Origin of the sequence: Neorhizobium sp. BT27B, assembly GCF_050455485.1 — a bacterium.
Classification (GTDB): domain Bacteria; phylum Pseudomonadota; class Alphaproteobacteria; order Rhizobiales; family Rhizobiaceae; genus Neorhizobium.
Map to the genome: position 1 here is coordinate 42,920 of NZ_JBCIYT010000016.1, position 15,413 is coordinate 58,332.

General features: G+C 60.0%; 19 protein-coding genes. 15 read left to right on the forward strand and 4 right to left on the reverse strand.

The genetic code is table 11. The features are described 5' to 3' along the window. Positions 1-13 precede the first annotated feature (13 nt). Complete coding sequence (locus AAIH70_RS27860) at positions 14-1,003, forward strand: heparan-alpha-glucosaminide N-acetyltransferase (RefSeq protein ID WP_132273622.1); 990 nt, start codon at positions 14-16, stop codon at positions 1,001-1,003. 15 nt (positions 1,004-1,018) lie between these two features. Here AAIH70_RS27860 and AAIH70_RS27865 read toward each other — a convergent pair whose 3' ends face one another. Both AAIH70_RS27865 and mgtE read right to left on the reverse strand, forming a co-directional pair. After that, positions 1,019-1,405: a MerR family transcriptional regulator gene (locus AAIH70_RS27865; protein ID WP_132273621.1), complete on the reverse strand. Its 387-nt coding sequence runs from the start codon at positions 1,403-1,405 to the stop codon at positions 1,019-1,021. A gap of 62 nt (positions 1,406-1,467) precedes the next feature. Continuing rightward, positions 1,468-2,883, reverse strand: a complete 1,416-nt coding sequence (mgtE, locus tag AAIH70_RS27870) for a magnesium transporter (protein ID WP_132273620.1) — start codon at positions 2,881-2,883, stop codon at positions 1,468-1,470. 207 nt (positions 2,884-3,090) lie between these two features. Between mgtE and AAIH70_RS27875 the strand changes: the two genes are divergently transcribed. Both AAIH70_RS27875 and AAIH70_RS27880 read left to right on the forward strand, forming a co-directional pair. Further along, on the forward strand, positions 3,091-3,588 hold the full coding sequence (locus AAIH70_RS27875) for a peptide deformylase (protein ID WP_132273619.1): 498 nt from the start codon (positions 3,091-3,093) through the stop codon (positions 3,586-3,588). A gap of 66 nt (positions 3,589-3,654) precedes the next feature. Beyond that, positions 3,655-4,152, forward strand: a complete 498-nt coding sequence (locus AAIH70_RS27880) for a BON domain-containing protein (protein ID WP_132273618.1) — start codon at positions 3,655-3,657, stop codon at positions 4,150-4,152. A 3-nt stretch (positions 4,153-4,155) separates the two neighbouring features. On the opposite strand, the gene AAIH70_RS27885 is transcribed toward AAIH70_RS27880, so the two are convergent. Next, positions 4,156-4,572, reverse strand: a complete 417-nt coding sequence (locus tag AAIH70_RS27885) for an OsmC family protein (RefSeq protein WP_132273617.1) — start codon at positions 4,570-4,572, stop codon at positions 4,156-4,158. Between the two features lie 14 nt (positions 4,573-4,586). Next, positions 4,587-4,910 carry a TfoX/Sxy family protein gene (locus tag AAIH70_RS27890; protein WP_132273616.1) on the reverse strand — a complete coding sequence of 108 codons (324 nt, stop codon included), beginning with the start codon at positions 4,908-4,910 and terminating at the stop codon, positions 4,587-4,589. A gap of 152 nt (positions 4,911-5,062) precedes the next feature. Between AAIH70_RS27890 and AAIH70_RS27895 the strand changes: the two genes are divergently transcribed. From AAIH70_RS27895 to purL, 12 genes are all read left to right on the forward strand, one after another. Continuing rightward, a complete protein-coding gene (locus tag AAIH70_RS27895) occupies positions 5,063-6,130 on the forward strand; it encodes a branched-chain amino acid ABC transporter substrate-binding protein (protein ID WP_430037236.1) in 1,068 nt (355 codons plus the stop codon). Between the two features lie 79 nt (positions 6,131-6,209). Further along, positions 6,210-6,887, forward strand: a complete 678-nt coding sequence (rpe, locus tag AAIH70_RS27900) for a ribulose-phosphate 3-epimerase (protein ID WP_132273615.1) — start codon at positions 6,210-6,212, stop codon at positions 6,885-6,887. Beyond that, positions 6,887-7,375 carry a hypothetical protein gene (locus AAIH70_RS27905; protein WP_132273614.1) on the forward strand — a complete coding sequence of 163 codons (489 nt, stop codon included), beginning with the start codon at positions 6,887-6,889 and terminating at the stop codon, positions 7,373-7,375. Before rpe ends, AAIH70_RS27905 begins: the two co-directional genes overlap by 1 nt. Before the next feature lie 61 nt (positions 7,376-7,436). Continuing rightward, entirely contained in the window at positions 7,437-8,744 is a 1,308-nt protein-coding gene (gene purB / locus AAIH70_RS27910; protein WP_430037176.1) for an adenylosuccinate lyase, read from the forward strand. 75 nt (positions 8,745-8,819) lie between these two features. After that, a complete protein-coding gene (locus AAIH70_RS27915; protein WP_430037179.1) occupies positions 8,820-9,383 on the forward strand; it encodes an RBBP9/YdeN family alpha/beta hydrolase in 564 nt (187 codons plus the stop codon). A gap of 303 nt (positions 9,384-9,686) precedes the next feature. After that, the gene (gene purC, locus AAIH70_RS27920) at positions 9,687-10,451 is read left to right on the forward strand and encodes a phosphoribosylaminoimidazolesuccinocarboxamide synthase (RefSeq protein ID WP_112733334.1); all 765 of its coding nucleotides are present in this window, start codon (positions 9,687-9,689) and stop codon (positions 10,449-10,451) included. 18 nt (positions 10,452-10,469) lie between these two features. Continuing rightward, positions 10,470-10,709, forward strand: coding sequence for a phosphoribosylformylglycinamidine synthase subunit PurS (gene purS, locus AAIH70_RS27925; protein ID WP_112733336.1), 240 nt, complete (start codon positions 10,470-10,472; stop codon positions 10,707-10,709). A gap of 17 nt (positions 10,710-10,726) precedes the next feature. Beyond that, positions 10,727-10,984, forward strand: a complete 258-nt coding sequence (locus AAIH70_RS27930; protein WP_132273611.1) for a hypothetical protein — start codon at positions 10,727-10,729, stop codon at positions 10,982-10,984. Beyond that, complete coding sequence (purQ, locus tag AAIH70_RS27935) at positions 10,981-11,655, forward strand: phosphoribosylformylglycinamidine synthase subunit PurQ (RefSeq protein WP_132273610.1); 675 nt, start codon at positions 10,981-10,983, stop codon at positions 11,653-11,655. Before AAIH70_RS27930 ends, purQ begins: the two co-directional genes overlap by 4 nt. Positions 11,656-11,681: 26 nt before the next feature. Then, positions 11,682-12,080: a hypothetical protein gene (locus AAIH70_RS27940; RefSeq protein WP_132273609.1), complete on the forward strand. Its 399-nt coding sequence runs from the start codon at positions 11,682-11,684 to the stop codon at positions 12,078-12,080. Positions 12,081-12,354: 274 nt separating this feature from the next. Further along, complete coding sequence (locus AAIH70_RS27945; RefSeq protein ID WP_245519130.1) at positions 12,355-12,942, forward strand: acyloxyacyl hydrolase; 588 nt, start codon at positions 12,355-12,357, stop codon at positions 12,940-12,942. A gap of 132 nt (positions 12,943-13,074) precedes the next feature. Further along, positions 13,075-15,282, forward strand: a complete 2,208-nt coding sequence (purL, locus tag AAIH70_RS27950; RefSeq protein WP_132273608.1) for a phosphoribosylformylglycinamidine synthase subunit PurL — start codon at positions 13,075-13,077, stop codon at positions 15,280-15,282. Positions 15,283-15,413 lie beyond the last annotated feature (131 nt).

A 15,413-nucleotide genomic window follows, 5' to 3' on the forward strand; every position in this document is an offset into this window, starting at 1 on the left:
GGAAAGAGTTTTCGTGGCAATTGCAGAGACGATTTCGGGCGCGCCCAAAAGGCCGCGCATCCTTCTGATCGACACCCTACGCGGTCTGGCACTGATCGCCATGGCCTCCTACCATTTCACCTGGGACCTCGGCTTTTTCGGTTATATCGATCCGGAAACGGCAACGCAGGGCGCGTGGAAACTTTATGCCCGCTGCATCGCCAGTTCCTTCCTGTTTCTGGCCGGTTTCAGCCTCGTTCTGGCGCATCTTTCGGCCATTCGCTGGCAATCCTTTGCAAAACGATTCGGCATGGTGGCGGGGGCTGCCCTCGTCATCAGTCTCGGCACGCTGTTCGCCCTGCCGGATGAATGGATCCATTTTGGCATCCTGCACAATATTGCGCTGTCGGGCCTGATTGGTCTCGCCTTCCTGCGCCTGCCGGCCGTCGTCACGGCCTTGATCGCCATCGCCATTGCAGCGGCGGGTTACATCAACGGCTATGTCTCTCCGGGCATTTTCAGCAGCGAGTTCTTCAATCCGCGTATTCTCAACTGGACTGGTTTTGCCGCCACGCCACCGCGCTCCAACGATTTCGTGCCGCTGTTCCCCTGGCTCGCAGCGCCGCTTCTCGGCATTGCCATCGGCAAGCTGGCGGTTACCCGCGGCTGGTTGACGCACTTGGCCAAGGTCCAGACCAAGCCGAACGTTCTCGGGCGGGCCGGGCAGCACAGCCTTGCCTTCTACCTGATCCATCAGCCGGTGCTGATCGGCCTCGTCTATCTGTTTTCGCTGATCCATCCGGCACCGGCGCCAGACCCGATGACGAGCTACACGCGCAGCTGCGAGAGCGGCTGTTCTGCTCAGGGCGAGGATATCGGCATGTGCCAGAGGTTCTGCGCGTGTACGGGTGAGCGCCTTCAGCAGCAGTCGCTGCTGGTGCCGATGAACACGGGCCAGATCAACCCGCAGACGGACGAGCGCGTGCAATCGCTGGCGCAGGAATGTTCGATGATCGCCCGCTGACCGGGCTTCGAAAGATCAGGTGCCAACGCCGATTTCGGCGAGACGTGTCAGGCAGGCTTCCTCGACATTGTCGAGTTCGACCAGCGTCTCTTCGATATCCTTGCGCTTCTGGCGCAGATCGTCGCGTTTTTCGTCGAGCCGCTTCATCAGCAGTTTCAGCTGACCCATCTCGCCCGGCGGCTCCTTGTAGACCTGCACGATCTCGCGGATTTCGGCGATGGTGAAGCCGATACGGCGGCCACGCAAAATTTCCTGAATGAGGCGGCGATCGGCGGCGCGGAACAGGCGTGTGCGGCCCCGGCGCTCGGGATGGATCAGGCCCTCGTCCTCGTAGAAGCGGAGGGTGCGCGTCGAAACGCCGAATTCGCGGGTGAGTTCCGTTATGCTATAATACTTGTGCACGTGCTTGCCCTTTTCAGAGGGCTAAAACTAATTGACCTTTACGTACAAGTCAATTTTCGCCCTCAGCCGATGGCAAACCACCATGTCGCGAGGCCGAGAAATGCGAAGAAGCCGGTGATATCGGTGATGGTCGTCACGAACACCGCAGAGGCCACCGCCGGGTCGGCACCGTATTTGTCGAGAAGAAGCGGCACCATGATGCCCGCCAGCGCTGCCGCCATCATGTTGATCAGCATGGCCGTGGCAATGATACCGCCGATATTGGGATCCTGAAACCAGGCGCCGGCGACGATGCCGATCAGCACGCCGAACAATACACCGTTGAGCAGGCCCACACCCGCTTCACGGCGGATGATGCGCCAGGAATTGTGAATGTCGAGATCGCGGGTGGCAAGCGCCCGCACCGTCACCGTCATCGTCTGAGAAGCGGCATTGCCGCCCATGCCGGCAACGATCGGCATCAGCACCGCGAGTGCGACGATCTGCTGGATGGTGGCATCGAAAAGGCCGATGACGGAGGCTGCCATGAAAGCCGTTACAAGGTTCACCAGCAACCACGGCACGCGTGACCGCGAGGTATCGGCAACCGAGTCAGACAGTTCTTCATCGCCGACACCGCCGAGGCGCATGATGTCCTCTTCGGCCTCTTCCTGCATGACGTCGACGATATCGTCGATGGTCAGCACGCCGACCAGACGGCCGTTGTCGTCCACGACGGCGGCGGAGAGAAGGTCATATTGCTCGAACAGCTGTGCCGCCTCTTCCTGGTCCATGTCGGCCGGGATCGGGTAATTGGTCTCGCGCATGATCGTTTCGATCTTCACCTGACGCTTGGTGCGCAGGATGCGGTCGAGATCGATGATGCCCAGCAGCTTGAAGGTCGGATCGATGACAAAGATCTGCGTAAAACTTTCCGGCAGATCCTCTTCGTCGCGCATGTAGTCGATGGTCTGGCCGATCGTCCAGAACGGCGGCACCGCCACGAATTCGGTCTGCATACGGCGACCGGCCGAGCTTTCCGGGTAATCCAGCGCGCGGCTGAGGCGCACCCGCTCGGTAAACGGCAACTGTGCAAGAATTTCCTCGCGGTCTTCCTTGTCAAGGTCTTCGAGAATGTAGACGGCATCGTCCGAATCGAGATCGCCGATGGCGGCGGCAATCTGCGCATTCGGCATCTGGTCGACGATTTCGAGGCGGATCGCCTCGTCCACCTCGGTCAGTGCGGTCAGGTCGAAATCGTCGCCGAGAAGGCGCACCAGCGCCATGCGCTGATCCGGCTGGATGGCTTCGAGAAGGTCGCCGAGTTCGGATTCGTGCAGCCGCGCCACGTTCTGGCGCAGGAACAGCACATCGCGGTCCGCGATCGCCGCGCCGACCATGGCCAGCACATCGGAGCGAATGGAACCGTCTTCGGAATAGATGTCGTCGGAAAACTCTTCGGCGGTCGGGCGAAGGCGATCGTCTTCGATATTCGTCATAAGGCCGCCCTCACATAAGAAGAATCCCGCCGCCATTCGCCTTTTCGAACGAATCTGCAGCAGAAAACCGATTTTCAACAACTGGATAGCGCAAACAGCCGGGTTTGGTTCCCGCCGCACGCCGATATCTGCTAGAACAATTCCAAAGCGGGGTCCAGCCTCGTTTTGGCCAAGCCAAAAACCGATAGTTTCTCGCCAAGGTGCCGCGTGACACGCCTGAAAATCCTGTCCTATCCCGATCCGTTGCTGAGCCAGCCCTGCCTGCCCGTCACGCGCTTCGACGATGACCTTCGTACCCTCGCCGACGACCTCTTGGAAACCATGCGCGCCGCCCCCGGTGTCGGCATCACCGCCGCCCATGTCGGCACGCTTTTGCGGCTCACCGTGATCGAGCTTTCGCCGCAGGATGGCGTGCGCATCTATGCCAATCCGGAGGTGCTGGCGTCGTCGGAAGAGGTGATGCGGCATATGGAAGGCAGCGTTTCCATGCCGGGCTTTACCGATGAAGTGGAACGCCCGAAACAGATCCGTTTTCGCTACCAGGATCTCGATGGCGTCGCCCACGAAGAAGATGCCGAAGGTTTTCTCGCCATCTGCATCCAGCACGAGATCGACCAGCTCGATGGCATCTTCTGGCTCAGGCGCCTGTCACGCCTGAAACGCGAGCGGCTGATCAAGAAATGGGAAAAAGCGTCACGCGATTAATCGCGACGTCGAACAATCCGCCGACCTGCACGTTATGCCTCCCGAGACCAAAATCAGGAGGCTGTCATGGCATTGAAGAAAAGCGAAAACGACCTGTCGCGCGAAGAGGATTTTCGCGACTACGAGGCGCGCGATATCGATGAGGGCTGGCCCTATGCCGACAAGCCGGGCGCGACATCGAAACAGGTGGACAATGCCGCCTATGGCGCATCCGGCAATTTCGACCGCGAGCGCAATGGCGGTTTTCGCGTCGATGGCATCGAGGCCGACGGTCAGGAAAACCGGCTGCGCGACCGCGGCCTGCCGGAAACTGTCGGCCGCGAGAATGACGACGATCTGGAGGAACGCATCAGCGATGCGCTCGAAAATCTCGAAGACCTGCAGATGGAGATGATCGATCTCCATGTCGATGACACGACCGTCGTGCTGGAAGGCATGGTCGATGACGACGCCCTCATCCGCCGTATCGTTGCCACCGTGCAGCGTGTGCCCGGCGTCGGCCGCGTCGTCAGCCGCATCACCGCTGGCGGCGTCGACAGCCACATCCCGGATGACGACGAATGAGCGTCAAATGATGCGGATCGTCGGCTTTGCCAGCAGCGTGTTGCTGACGGTGCAGATTTCTTCCGCCATGTGAATGATTTCGGCGCGTTGTTGCGCGTCGAAATCCCCCGACAGCTCGAATTTCACATCAAAATTTTCGACCCGCGCCGGCTCTCCAGGGCTCTTCTGCCCGGTCACGTGCACGGCAACCTCATCCAGCTTGTCGAGAATGCCAAGCCGGCTCGCAGCGATCCGTGCGCTCAGAACGAGACAGGCGGCAAGCGACGAATAGAGCAGGTCCAAAGGGTTGAAGCCCGGCATCGAAGCGCTGGTGATGACATCCAGTTCGCCACCCGTCTCGCTCGTCAGACGCGGATGCCCATGTCGCCCGACCTTGGCCAGCGCCCCCACCGGCCGCGATTTCACTTTCACATCGACCATATCCGAAAACGTTCCTATTGCGCCTGCGCCCTGATGGCCGCCTCATAAGCCAGCCGCGCCCATTTCGTCATCTCGTCGGGATCATCCAGCGCTTCATCCGGCACCGTCCAATAGGGCATCAGCACCGGCTTGCCCTTCTTGCCCTCGTAACTCCACTGCTCGGCACCCGCCGCTGCAAATTGCGGCCCGCTGACGGCATCGGCCTTCAACATCAGCGTATCGCGCAGTTCCAGCGCAAAGATCAGTCCGTGGTGATAGATGCCCTTGCCGCCGAACATTCGCTTGACGGTGACAGGCCCGAGCCCTTCGAACAATTCCTCGATTGCAACGATATCCATGCGGAACTCCAATCAACCCGCCTATCGATAGGATTTCATCGCTGCCATTGTCCATGGCAAACATCTTCGTGTTATAGGCGAATACCTTTGACGCAACCGGTTGACAGATCCAGATTGCACGAACCGGCAGAGTGAAACAGTTGAACACCATGATCGTGACGTTAAAAGCCCCGATATTTGCCGTTGCCGGCCTGTTGCTGGCGAGCGCTGGCCCGACCATTGCGGCCACCATCGGTGTCGTCGCGCCGCAGAGCGGTCCCTATGCAGGCCTTGGTACACAGGTGCTGGAAGGCGCCCGCGCCGCAGCAGCCAAGGCCGGTGATCGACTGGTGGAAATCAATGAGACCTGCGATCAGGGTGCTGGAAAAGTCATCGCCGAGCGGTTGCGCGCAGAAAAGGCCGTGGCCGCCATCGGTTTTCTCTGCGTCGAGACCCTGTCTGAATCCCTGCCGGATCTGAAGGATGCCGGCATCGCCGCCATCACCTTGTCGGTGCGCTCGAAAATCCTGATGGAGGATGCGCAGCGTTACCAATGGCCGTTCTTCCGAATGGCGCCGGCGGATGGCGACGAAGCGGAAAAGCTTGCGGAAGTGATGCTGGGCCAGTGGCAGAACCGTCCGATCGCACTTGTCGAAGACGGGACGATCTATGGCCGTGATCTTGCCAGCGTCATCCGCCAGAAGCTGGAAGCGGGCGGTATAAAACCCGTCTTCACCGACACCTATCGTCCCGGTCAGGAGCAGCAACTGGCGCTGGTGCGCCGTCTCGCCAAGGCCGGCGCCACCCATGTTTTTGTCGGCGGCGATCACAATGACACCGCTACCATCGCCCGCGACGCCGCGGCCGACAAGATTTCCCTGACGGTGATCGGCGGCGACGCGCTGAAAGCCGCCAATCGGCCCATTGCGTTGCGTGACGGCACTCTGGCGGTCACCCTGCCGGATTATACGACCTTGCCGGAAGCCAAGATCGTCGTCGGCGAATTCCGCGAACGTGGTGCAGAACCGGACGGATATGCGCTGCCTGCCTATGCCGCGGTTGAAATCGTGCGTCAGGCCGCGACCAGCGGCAGCGTTGCGGACCACCTGTCCGGTCAGTCGTTTGCAACCGTCATCGGCCCGGTCGGTTTTGGTACGGACCACGAATTGCAGGCCAATCCGCTGCGCCTGCTCGAATGGCGCGACAACAATTTTCTCGACCCGCGCATGCGAACCGATTGATACGGTTTGCGGTCATTGTCTCGGGTCAGTCACTTTGCTAAGGCCACCAAAATTCAAGTCGCCGCCGGAGATTTTTCGCATGACGCTGCCGATCCGTATCGCCCCTTCCGTTCTTGCCGCTGATTTCTCTCGTCTGGGTGAGGAAGTCCGCGATGTAGTCGAAGCCGGCGCCGACTGGATCCATCTCGACATCATGGACGGCCATTTTGTCCCCAACATCTCCTTCGGCCCGGATGTCATCAAGGCGCTTCGCCCGTATACCAAGGCCTTCTTCGATTGCCATCTGATGATCGCGCCGGTCGATCCCTATCTCGAAGCCTTCGCCAAGGCTGGCTGCGACAGCATCACCGTGCATGCGGAGGCTGGCCCGCACATGCACCGTTCTCTTCAGACCATTCGCGGCCTCGGCAAGAAGGTCGGCGTCACGCTCAATCCGGCAACACCGCTGTCGGTGTTCGAAAACGTGCTGGACGATATCGACCTCATCCTGATCATGAGCGTCAATCCCGGTTTCGGCGGCCAGAAATTCATTCCGGCCATGCTCGACAAGATAGCCGCCACCAAGGCGCTGATCGGTGACCGTCCGATCGAAATCCAGGTCGATGGCGGCATCACGGCTGAGACGATCGGTGCAGCCGCAAAGGCCGGCGCCAATGTGTTCGTCGCCGGTTCGGCGATCTTCGGCAAGGCCGACAAGGTCGCCTATCGCACCGAGATCGACATCCTGCGCCGCAACGCCGAAACCGCGCGGGCCTGATGCCCGCCGCCCTGCCCCGGATGAAGGCGATCGGCTGCTCGACGGCAGCGGCCTTCCTTTGGGGTTTGGCGATGATGATCACCGCGACCGCCGGCCTGTTGCTGCGCGGACGCGTGGAAAGCTTTCATCTACCGACGATCCTGCTGGTGTTTTTCGCCGGTGGCGTATTGGGTTGGTGGCTGGCCGACCTGGTTGGCCATTTTTTCCAACGCATCGTCATAAGACGGCGCGTTCTGGCTGTTCTGGCGTTTGCCGGTCTGGCCGCCGCGACCGTCTTTGTCACCGCTGGCCTGTTCGCGCTGGAATACCGCTCCTTTTACGCCCAATGGCATGCGGAAACACTCAGCGGCATCTGGTTCCTGCAGTTCATATTCACCTCGGCCTCGGCATTTTACCAGTTCGCCGTGATGGCTACGCGCCTCTATCTGCCGCTCGGGCCCTTGTTCCTGTTTGCCGGCACATGGATCATGCTTCGTCGCATGCGTTGAGATTCCGGGAACACTTTGCTACAGGGACGCCAACTCTCAAGACGTCAGGAAGGCTCCGCCCATGATCCCCCGTTATTCGCGCCCCGAAATGGTCGCCATCTGGTCGCCGGAAACGAAGTTCCGTATCTGGTTCGAAATCGAGGCACATGCCTGCACGGCACTGGCCGAACTCGGTGTCATTCCGAAATCGGCCGCCGAAACGATCTGGGAAAAGGGCAATGCCGCCACCTTCAACGTCGATCGCATCGACGAGATCGAAGCCGTCACCAAGCATGACGTCATCGCCTTCCTGACGCATCTGGCCGAATTCATCGGTCCCGACAGCCGCTTCGTCCATCAGGGCATGACCTCGTCCGACGTGCTCGACACCACGCTGAACATCCAGCTGGTGCGCGCAACCGACATCCTGCTGGCCGGCGTCGACCGCGTTCTGGCAGCTTTGAAGACCCGCGCCTTCGAACACAAGGACACGGTGCGTATCGGCCGCAGCCACGGCATCCATGCCGAGCCGACGACGATGGGCCTGACGCTTGCCCGTTTCTACGCCGAGATGGACCGCAACCGCACGCGCCTCGTTGCAGCACGCGCCGAAATCGCCACCGGTGCCATTTCCGGTGCCGTCGGCACATTTGCCAATATCGACCCGCGCGTGGAAGAATATGTCTGCGAGCAGCTGGGCCTCATCGCCGAGCCGGTCTCGACGCAGGTCATCCCGCGTGACCGTCACGCGATGTTCTTCGCAACGCTCGGCGTCATCGCCTCGTCGATCGAAAATGTCGCGATCGAAATCCGCCACATGCAGCGCACCGAAGTTCTGGAAGCCGAAGAGTTCTTCTCTCCGGGCCAGAAGGGTTCGTCGGCCATGCCGCACAAGCGCAACCCAGTCCTGACCGAAAACCTAACGGGCCTCGCCCGTCTGGTGCGCATGTCGGTCGTCCCGGCCATGGAAAATGTCGCCCTCTGGCACGAGCGTGACATCAGCCATTCCAGCGTCGAGCGCGCCATAGGTCCTGACACGACCGTGACCCTCGATTTCGCGCTGAACCGTCTGGCCGGCGTCATCGAAAAGCTTGTCGTTTATCCCGACAACATGATGAAGAACATGAACAAGTTCCGCGGCCTCGTGCATTCGCAGCGCGTGCTGCTGGCACTGACGCAGGCCGGCACCTCGCGTGAAGACGCTTACCGTCTGGTGCAGCGCAACGCCATGAAGGTCTGGGAACAGGGCAAGGACTTTTTGGAAGAGCTGCTGGCCGATGCGGAAGTGCGCGCAGCGCTTTCGGAAAACGACATCCGCGAAAAGTTCGACCTCGGCTACCACACCAAGCATGTCGACACGATTTTCCGTCGCGTATTTGGCGAGGCGTAATTTCACCACCAAGATCGATCAACCCTCGGTGCGCCGAGGGTTGATCTCCCTGACGAGCGAACACAGATAAGCGGCATGAAAGCTTCAGACGCAGAAATCCTCATCGTTCCCGGCTATACCAATTCCGGCCCGACCCACTGGCAGACCCGCTGGGAGCAGAAACTTGCCTCCGCACGCCGTGTCGAACAGGCGGAATGGGCAAAGCCGGTGAAGGAAGATTGGGTCGCGCGGCTGGTGGAAGAGGTCAATGCCTCGACAAAGCCTGTCGTGCTGGTCGCCCATTCGCTGGGCGTGGCCACAGCAATCCATGCCATCCCGCATTTCGAAAAGCCGATCGCCGGCGCCTTCTTCGTGGCGCCGCCTGATGTCGCCAACCCGGCGATCCGGCCGAAACATCTGATGACCTTCGGCCCCTACCCGCGCGATCCACTGCCTTTCCCCACGCTGACGATTGCCAGCCGCAACGATCCGTTCGGATCGTACGAGCACGCTGACGAGATCGCCAATGCCTGGGGTTCGGCTCTGGTCGATGCCGGCGAGTCTGGTCATATCAACGCAGAGTCGGGTCACGGCCCCTGGCCGGAAGGCACGATGGTGTTCGCGCAGTTCCTTGCCAAGCTGAAGGCGCCGGAGACCTGATTTGCGTCAGGCATGCCGTTTTCGGATGGTGAAGCTTCCGCAGGTCGAATTACCGTCGCAATTAAGGTTCTAGCTCTCATTGCGCCCAAGCAAGCGCCGCACAAGATGACTGCTGGATGATGGCCGGACGAAACCGTCATCAGCGGGGTGAGAGGCAAACCGCATCCAGCAGGTCGCACGAGCGCACCATCACGGTTGAGAAGTTTCCGGCCCGCATTGTGAAAGCCGTACTTTTCCGTTAAGGGACCGCTTCAATAGTTTCCATCGCGCCCACGCGAGCGCGCCAACAACGAGACAAATCGAATGAACCGTCGCCGCCGTATCTACGAAGGCAAGGCCAAGATCCTGTATGAAGGCCCCGAGCCAGGCACGCTGATCCAGTTCTTCAAGGACGATGCCACCGCCTTCAACAAGAAGAAGCATGATGTCATCGACGGCAAGGGTGTGTTGAACAACCGTATTTCCGAATACCTGTTCACGCATCTCAACAAGATCGGCATTCCGACGCATTTCATCCGCCGCCTCAACATGCGCGAGCAGTTGATCAAGGAAGTCGAGATGATCCCGCTTGAGATCGTCGTGCGCAATGTCGCCGCCGGTTCGCTTGCCACCCGCCTCGGCATCGAGGAAGGCACGGTTCTGCCGCGCTCGATCATCGAGTTCTATTACAAGTCGGACCAGCTCAACGACCCGATGGTGTCGGAAGAGCACATCACCGCATTCGGCTGGGCCAACCCGGCCGAACTGGACGACGTGATGGCACTCGCCATCCGCGTCAATGATTTCCTTTCCGGTCTTTTCCTCGGCGTCGGCATTCAGCTCGTCGATTTCAAGATCGAATGCGGCCGCCTGTTCGAAGGCGACATGATGCGCATCATCCTGGCGGACGAAATCTCGCCGGACAGCTGCCGTCTGTGGGATATCGAGACCCGCGAAAAGATGGACAAGGACCGTTTCCGTCAGGATCTCGGCGGTCTTGTCGAAGCCTATTCCGAAGTGGCCCGCCGCCTCGGCATCATCAACGAAAACGAACCGATCCGCGGCACCGGCCCGGTTCTGGTCCAGTAAGCAATCAGGAGCGATCAAGTGATCAAGGCACGGGTAACCGTCACATTGAAGAACGGTGTTCTCGATCCGCAGGGCAAGGCCATTGAAGGCGCGCTCGGCAGTCTCGGCTTTTCCGGCGTCGGCCAGGTCCGTCAGGGCAAGGTTTTCGATCTGGAACTAGAAGGCGACAAGGCAAAGGCCGAAGCCGACCTCAAGGCCATGTGCGACAAGCTTCTGGCAAACACGGTGATCGAGAACTATACTATCGCAATCGACTGACGGTTGCGGAGGACGCCATGGCCGACATCACCAATGAGTTGATGTATGAACTGATGAAGCGCATGCAGGCCGACATTTCTGATGTAAAACTCGGCCAACGCGAGTTAAAAGCCGAGATGAATGCGATGAGGGGAGCAATGGTGGCCCTTCATCAGGATATCCAAAGTATCCACACGACCTTGGCGCGGCATGAGTTGCGCCTCGACCGTATTGAAAACCGCCTCGAGTTGCGCGAGCTCTCCGAGGCACAGGCAAGGTTTGAACCACACCCATGAAGTCCGCCGTTGTCCAGCTTCCCGGTCTCAATCGCGACCGCGACATGATCGCCGCCCTCACCAAGATTTCCGGTCATGAGCCCGTCACCATCTGGCAGACGGAAACGGAAATCCCCAATGACATCGACCTGATCGTCATTCCGGGCGGTTTCTCCTATGGCGACTATCTGCGCTGCGGTGCCATTGCCGCTCGCATGCCGGTCATGCAGGCGATCCGCGAGAAAGCGGAAAAGGGTGTCAAGGTTCTGGGCGTCTGCAATGGCTTTCAGATCCTCGTTGAAGCGCAGCTTCTGCCCGGCGCGTTGATGCGCAATTCCTCGCTTCTGTTCGTTTCCAAGGAAGTGAAACTCGAGATCGTCAATGCCGATACCGACTTCACCCGCACCTATGAACAGGGTCAGGTCATCCGCTGCCCGGTCGCGCATCACGACGGCAACTATTTCGCCGATGCAGAGACTCTGGCATCGCTGGAAGGCAATGGCCAGGTCGTGTTCAAATATGCCGAAGGCACCAACCCGAACGGCTCGCTGAACGATATCGCCGGTATCATCAATGCCCGCGGCAACGTTCTCGGCATGATGCCACACCCGGAAAACCTGATCGAGCACGCCCATGGCGGCAAGGACGGTCGCGGCATTTTCGCGTCCGCCCTCGACGTCATCGCAGCCTGATCTTGAAACCTGCCGGGAGTACCAGCATGCGCCTTCGCACATATGCCGCTTCCGGCATTCTTGTTGCCACTCTCGGACTTCTCGCCGGCTGCCAGTCGGACAAGAAACCTGCGGCATCATCGCCGCAGCGTGCCGCCCTGCCGACGATGGAACGTGTTGCCGTTGCAGCGAATACCTGCTGGTTCAAATCCAACGACCCGGCTTTCCGCGACTATCGCCTCGCACCGGAGCTGAACTCCTTCTCCGGTCGCCCGCGCATCCTCGCCGTTCCACGCCACAGCCCCGAATCACGTCCTTTGCTGGTCGTGCAGGCAGAAGGCAGCCCTGCGCGTCTCGACGCTTTTGGGCCGCTCATGCAGGGTCCGGCAGGTGGACGAATCAAAGCTGACGTCCTACGCTGGGCCGCGGGCGGCACCGGCTGCTGATTGTCGGGCCTGACAAGGCAATTGTGGCAATATGCCAGCTTAAATACGGCAAGCCATTCGTCTCAAAAGAGATTTAGCCCCTGCAAAAGTTACTGTGAAATCCATCGTTTCGGCTGAAACGTCCCGTTCCTGCAACACTTGCGCAACATTTTGACATTGCGCGTGATCACGTCCTGTTTTCAGTTGCGTGATCACAATTCAGCGGCCTATGGTCTGCACACTAAGACGAGAGCGTGTCTGTTCTCGAGCGGATCTTGCAAGGGTGCATCCATACATGTCGAAAGCCGCGGCGTCGAAATCCATCACTTCCCTCCTCGCAGCCAGCGCTCTGATGATCTCAGTGACCGCGACCTTCGCTGCGGACATGGAAGTCTCCCAGAAGCCAATTTTTGACGAAATTCGCTTTGGCGCGCTTGTTGCTGCCGACAAGACACCGACCAACGACGAAAAAGGTTCTTTCGTCACCGGCATGGTGTTTTTCGACCCTTGGAATCACGACGAAGCGCAAGGTTTTGAGAAGCTGGTCCGTCCGCGCGTTCACGTCGGCGCAGACATCGCCACTGCCGGCGAAGCCTCGCAGATCTATGCCGGCTTTTCCTGGACGGCCAACATCACCGACTTCCTGTTCGTCGAAGCCGGTTTCGGTGGTTCGCTCAACAACGGCGATCTGGAAATCGACGGCACGCGTGGCCCGAAGCTTGGCTGCCACACGCTGTTTCATGAATATGCCGCCGTCGGTGTCAATCTCGATCCGAAATGGCGCATCGTCGGTCAGATCGAGCATTCCAGCCACGCCAATCTCTGCGGCGAGCCGAACAATGGCCTGACCCGCGCCGGCGTTCTGGTTGGTTACAAGTTCTAAGCAACAAGCATGCGCCTTATCTGGCGTATCGCAGTGGGATATGGGGCGTGACAGGTATTTTCCTGTCGCGCCCTTTTCGTATCTACGCTAAAGAGACCCCAAATTAAGAGCCCCTCGCCATCAGGGAAAACCATGACGATTTCGAACAGCCGCCCGATCACGCCTGAACTCATCGCATCCCACGGCCTGAAGGCCGATGAATACCAGCGGATCCTCGACCTTATCGGTCGCGAGCCGACCTTTACCGAGCTCGGCATCTTCTCCGCCATGTGGAACGAGCACTGCTCCTACAAGTCCTCCAAGAGATGGCTGCGCACGCTGCCCACCAAGGGCCCGCGCGTTATCCAGGGTCCGGGCGAAAACGCTGGTGTCGTTGATATCGATGACGGCGACGTCGTCGTCTTCAAGATGGAGAGCCACAACCACCCGTCCTATATCGAGCCTTATCAGGGCGCGGCGACCGGCGTCGGTGGTATCCTTCGTGACGTCTTCACCATGGGTGCACGCCCGATTGCCGCCATGAACGCGCTGCGTTTTGGTGCGCCTGACCATCCGAAGACCAAACATCTCGTATCCGGCGTCGTTGCCGGCGTTGGCGGTTATGGCAATTCCTTCGGTGTTCCGACTGTCGGCGGCGAAGTCGAATTCGACGAGCGCTACAACGGCAACATCCTCGTCAACGCTTTTGCAGCCGGTCTCGCCAAGGCTGACGGCATCTTCCTTTCTGAAGCCAAAGGTGTTGGCCTGCCGGTCGTTTATCTTGGTGCAAAGACCGGTCGCGATGGTGTCGGTGGCGCCACCATGGCATCGGCCGAGTTCGACGAATCGATCGAAGAGAAGCGCCCGACCGTTCAGGTCGGCGACCCCTTCACCGAAAAGTGCCTGCTGGAAGCCTGCCTTGAGCTGATGAAGACCGGTGCGGTCATCGCCATTCAGGACATGGGTGCAGCCGGCCTCACCTGCTCGGCCGTCGAAATGGGCGCCAAGGGCGGCCTCGGCATCGAACTGCTGCTCGACACCGTACCGGTGCGCGAAGACCGCATGACGGCTTACGAAATGATGCTGTCGGAAAGCCAGGAGCGCATGCTCATGGTTCTCGAACCCTCCAAGGAAGAGGTTGCCAAGGCGATCTTCGTCAAGTGGGGGCTGGATTTCGCCATTGTCGGCAAGACCACCGACGACCTGCGTTTCCGCGTCATCCATCAGGGCGAGGAAGTCGCAAACCTGCCGATCAAGGAACTCGGTGACGAGGCTCCGGAATACGATCGCCCGTGGGTGGAATCAGCCAAGCGCGCTGCCCTGCCCGCTTCCGAGGTGCAGGCACCGGCAGACTATAATGACGCTCTCATCAAGCTGGTCGGTTCGCCGAACCAGTCCAGCCGCCGCTGGGTCTACGAACAGTATGACACGTTCATTCAGGGCAATTCGCTGCAGCATCCGGGCGGCGACGCCGGCGTCGTGCGCGTCGAGGGCCATGCCACCAAGGGCCTCGCCTTCTCGTCGGACGTGACGCCGCGTTATGTCGAGGCAGATCCGTTCGAAGGCGGCAAGCAGGCGGTTGCCGAATGCTGGCGCAACATCACCGCGACCGGCGCCGAGCCGCTGGCAGCGACCGACAACCTGAATTTTGGCAACCCGGAAAAGCCCGAAATCATGGGCCAGCTGGTTGGCGCCATCAAGGGTATCGGCGAGGCCTGCAAGGCGCTGGATTTCCCGATCGTTTCGGGCAACGTGTCGCTCTATAACGAAACCAATGGCGTCGCCATCCTGCCGACCCCGACCATTGCCGGCGTCGGCCTTTTGCCCGACTGGTCGAAAATGGCCAAGATCGGCACCGCCAATGACGGCGACAAGCTGATCATGATCGGCGTCGATGGCAGCCATCTCGGTTCGTCCATCTACCTGCGCGATATTCTTGGCTCCACCGAAGGTCCTGCCCCGGAAGTCGATCTCTCGGCCGAACGCCGCCATGGCGATTTTGTTCGCACGGCGATCCGCAACGGTCAGGTCACCGCCTGCCACGACATCTCGTCCGGCGGCCTCGCGCTGGCACTTGCCGAAATGGCCATGTCTTCGGGCAAGGGCCTGAATATCAGCCTCAAGGGCAGCAAGGGCCTGCCCCATGCGCTGCTGTTCGGCGAAGATCAGGCGCGCTACGTTCTGGCCGTTCCGGCAGATCTTGCCAACTTCCTGCAGGCCAATGCCGAAGGTGCCGCGGTTCCGTTCCGCGCGCTGGGCACCGTCGGCGGCGATACCGTCGTCATCGATGACCTCATCAATGTACCGGTTGGCGATCTCGGCAAGGCCCATGAAGGCTGGTTCCCCGGCTTCATGAACTGAGCCCAGGAACACGCGTTTACAACAGCGCGTCAGACTTGAAGAAAGCGGCCGCGGTCCTTTGACCGCGGCCTTTCTTTGAGGCAATCTAAGTTGATAGCGGCAACAACACGCCACCAGACAAGAGGACTTAT

Bases quoted from the DNA above. Each gene is read 5' to 3' on its own strand.
- purC (WP_112733334.1), top strand. From the start codon at position 9,687: ATGAACCGTCGCCGCCGTATCTACGAAGGCAAGGCCAAGATCCTGTAT.
- AAIH70_RS27885 (WP_132273617.1), bottom strand. From the start codon at position 4,572: ATGGTCGATGTGAAAGTGAAATCGCGGCCGGTGGGGGCGCTGGCCAAG.
- AAIH70_RS27930 (WP_132273611.1), top strand. From the start codon at position 10,727: ATGGCCGACATCACCAATGAGTTGATGTATGAACTGATGAAGCGCATG.
- AAIH70_RS27905 (WP_132273614.1), top strand. From the start codon at position 6,887: ATGCCCGCCGCCCTGCCCCGGATGAAGGCGATCGGCTGCTCGACGGCA.
- AAIH70_RS27940 (WP_132273609.1), top strand. From the start codon at position 11,682: ATGCGCCTTCGCACATATGCCGCTTCCGGCATTCTTGTTGCCACTCTC.
- AAIH70_RS27890 (WP_132273616.1), bottom strand. From the start codon at position 4,910: ATGGATATCGTTGCAATCGAGGAATTGTTCGAAGGGCTCGGGCCTGTC.
- purQ (WP_132273610.1), top strand. From the start codon at position 10,981: ATGAAGTCCGCCGTTGTCCAGCTTCCCGGTCTCAATCGCGACCGCGAC.
- AAIH70_RS27915 (WP_430037179.1), top strand. From the start codon at position 8,820: ATGAAAGCTTCAGACGCAGAAATCCTCATCGTTCCCGGCTATACCAAT.
- rpe (WP_132273615.1), top strand. From the start codon at position 6,210: ATGACGCTGCCGATCCGTATCGCCCCTTCCGTTCTTGCCGCTGATTTC.
- AAIH70_RS27880 (WP_132273618.1), top strand. From the start codon at position 3,655: ATGGCATTGAAGAAAAGCGAAAACGACCTGTCGCGCGAAGAGGATTTT.
- AAIH70_RS27945 (WP_245519130.1), top strand. From the start codon at position 12,355: ATGTCGAAAGCCGCGGCGTCGAAATCCATCACTTCCCTCCTCGCAGCC.
- purB (WP_430037176.1), top strand. From the start codon at position 7,437: ATGATCCCCCGTTATTCGCGCCCCGAAATGGTCGCCATCTGGTCGCCG.
- mgtE (WP_132273620.1), bottom strand. From the start codon at position 2,883: ATGACGAATATCGAAGACGATCGCCTTCGCCCGACCGCCGAAGAGTTT.
- purL (WP_132273608.1), top strand. From the start codon at position 13,075: ATGACGATTTCGAACAGCCGCCCGATCACGCCTGAACTCATCGCATCC.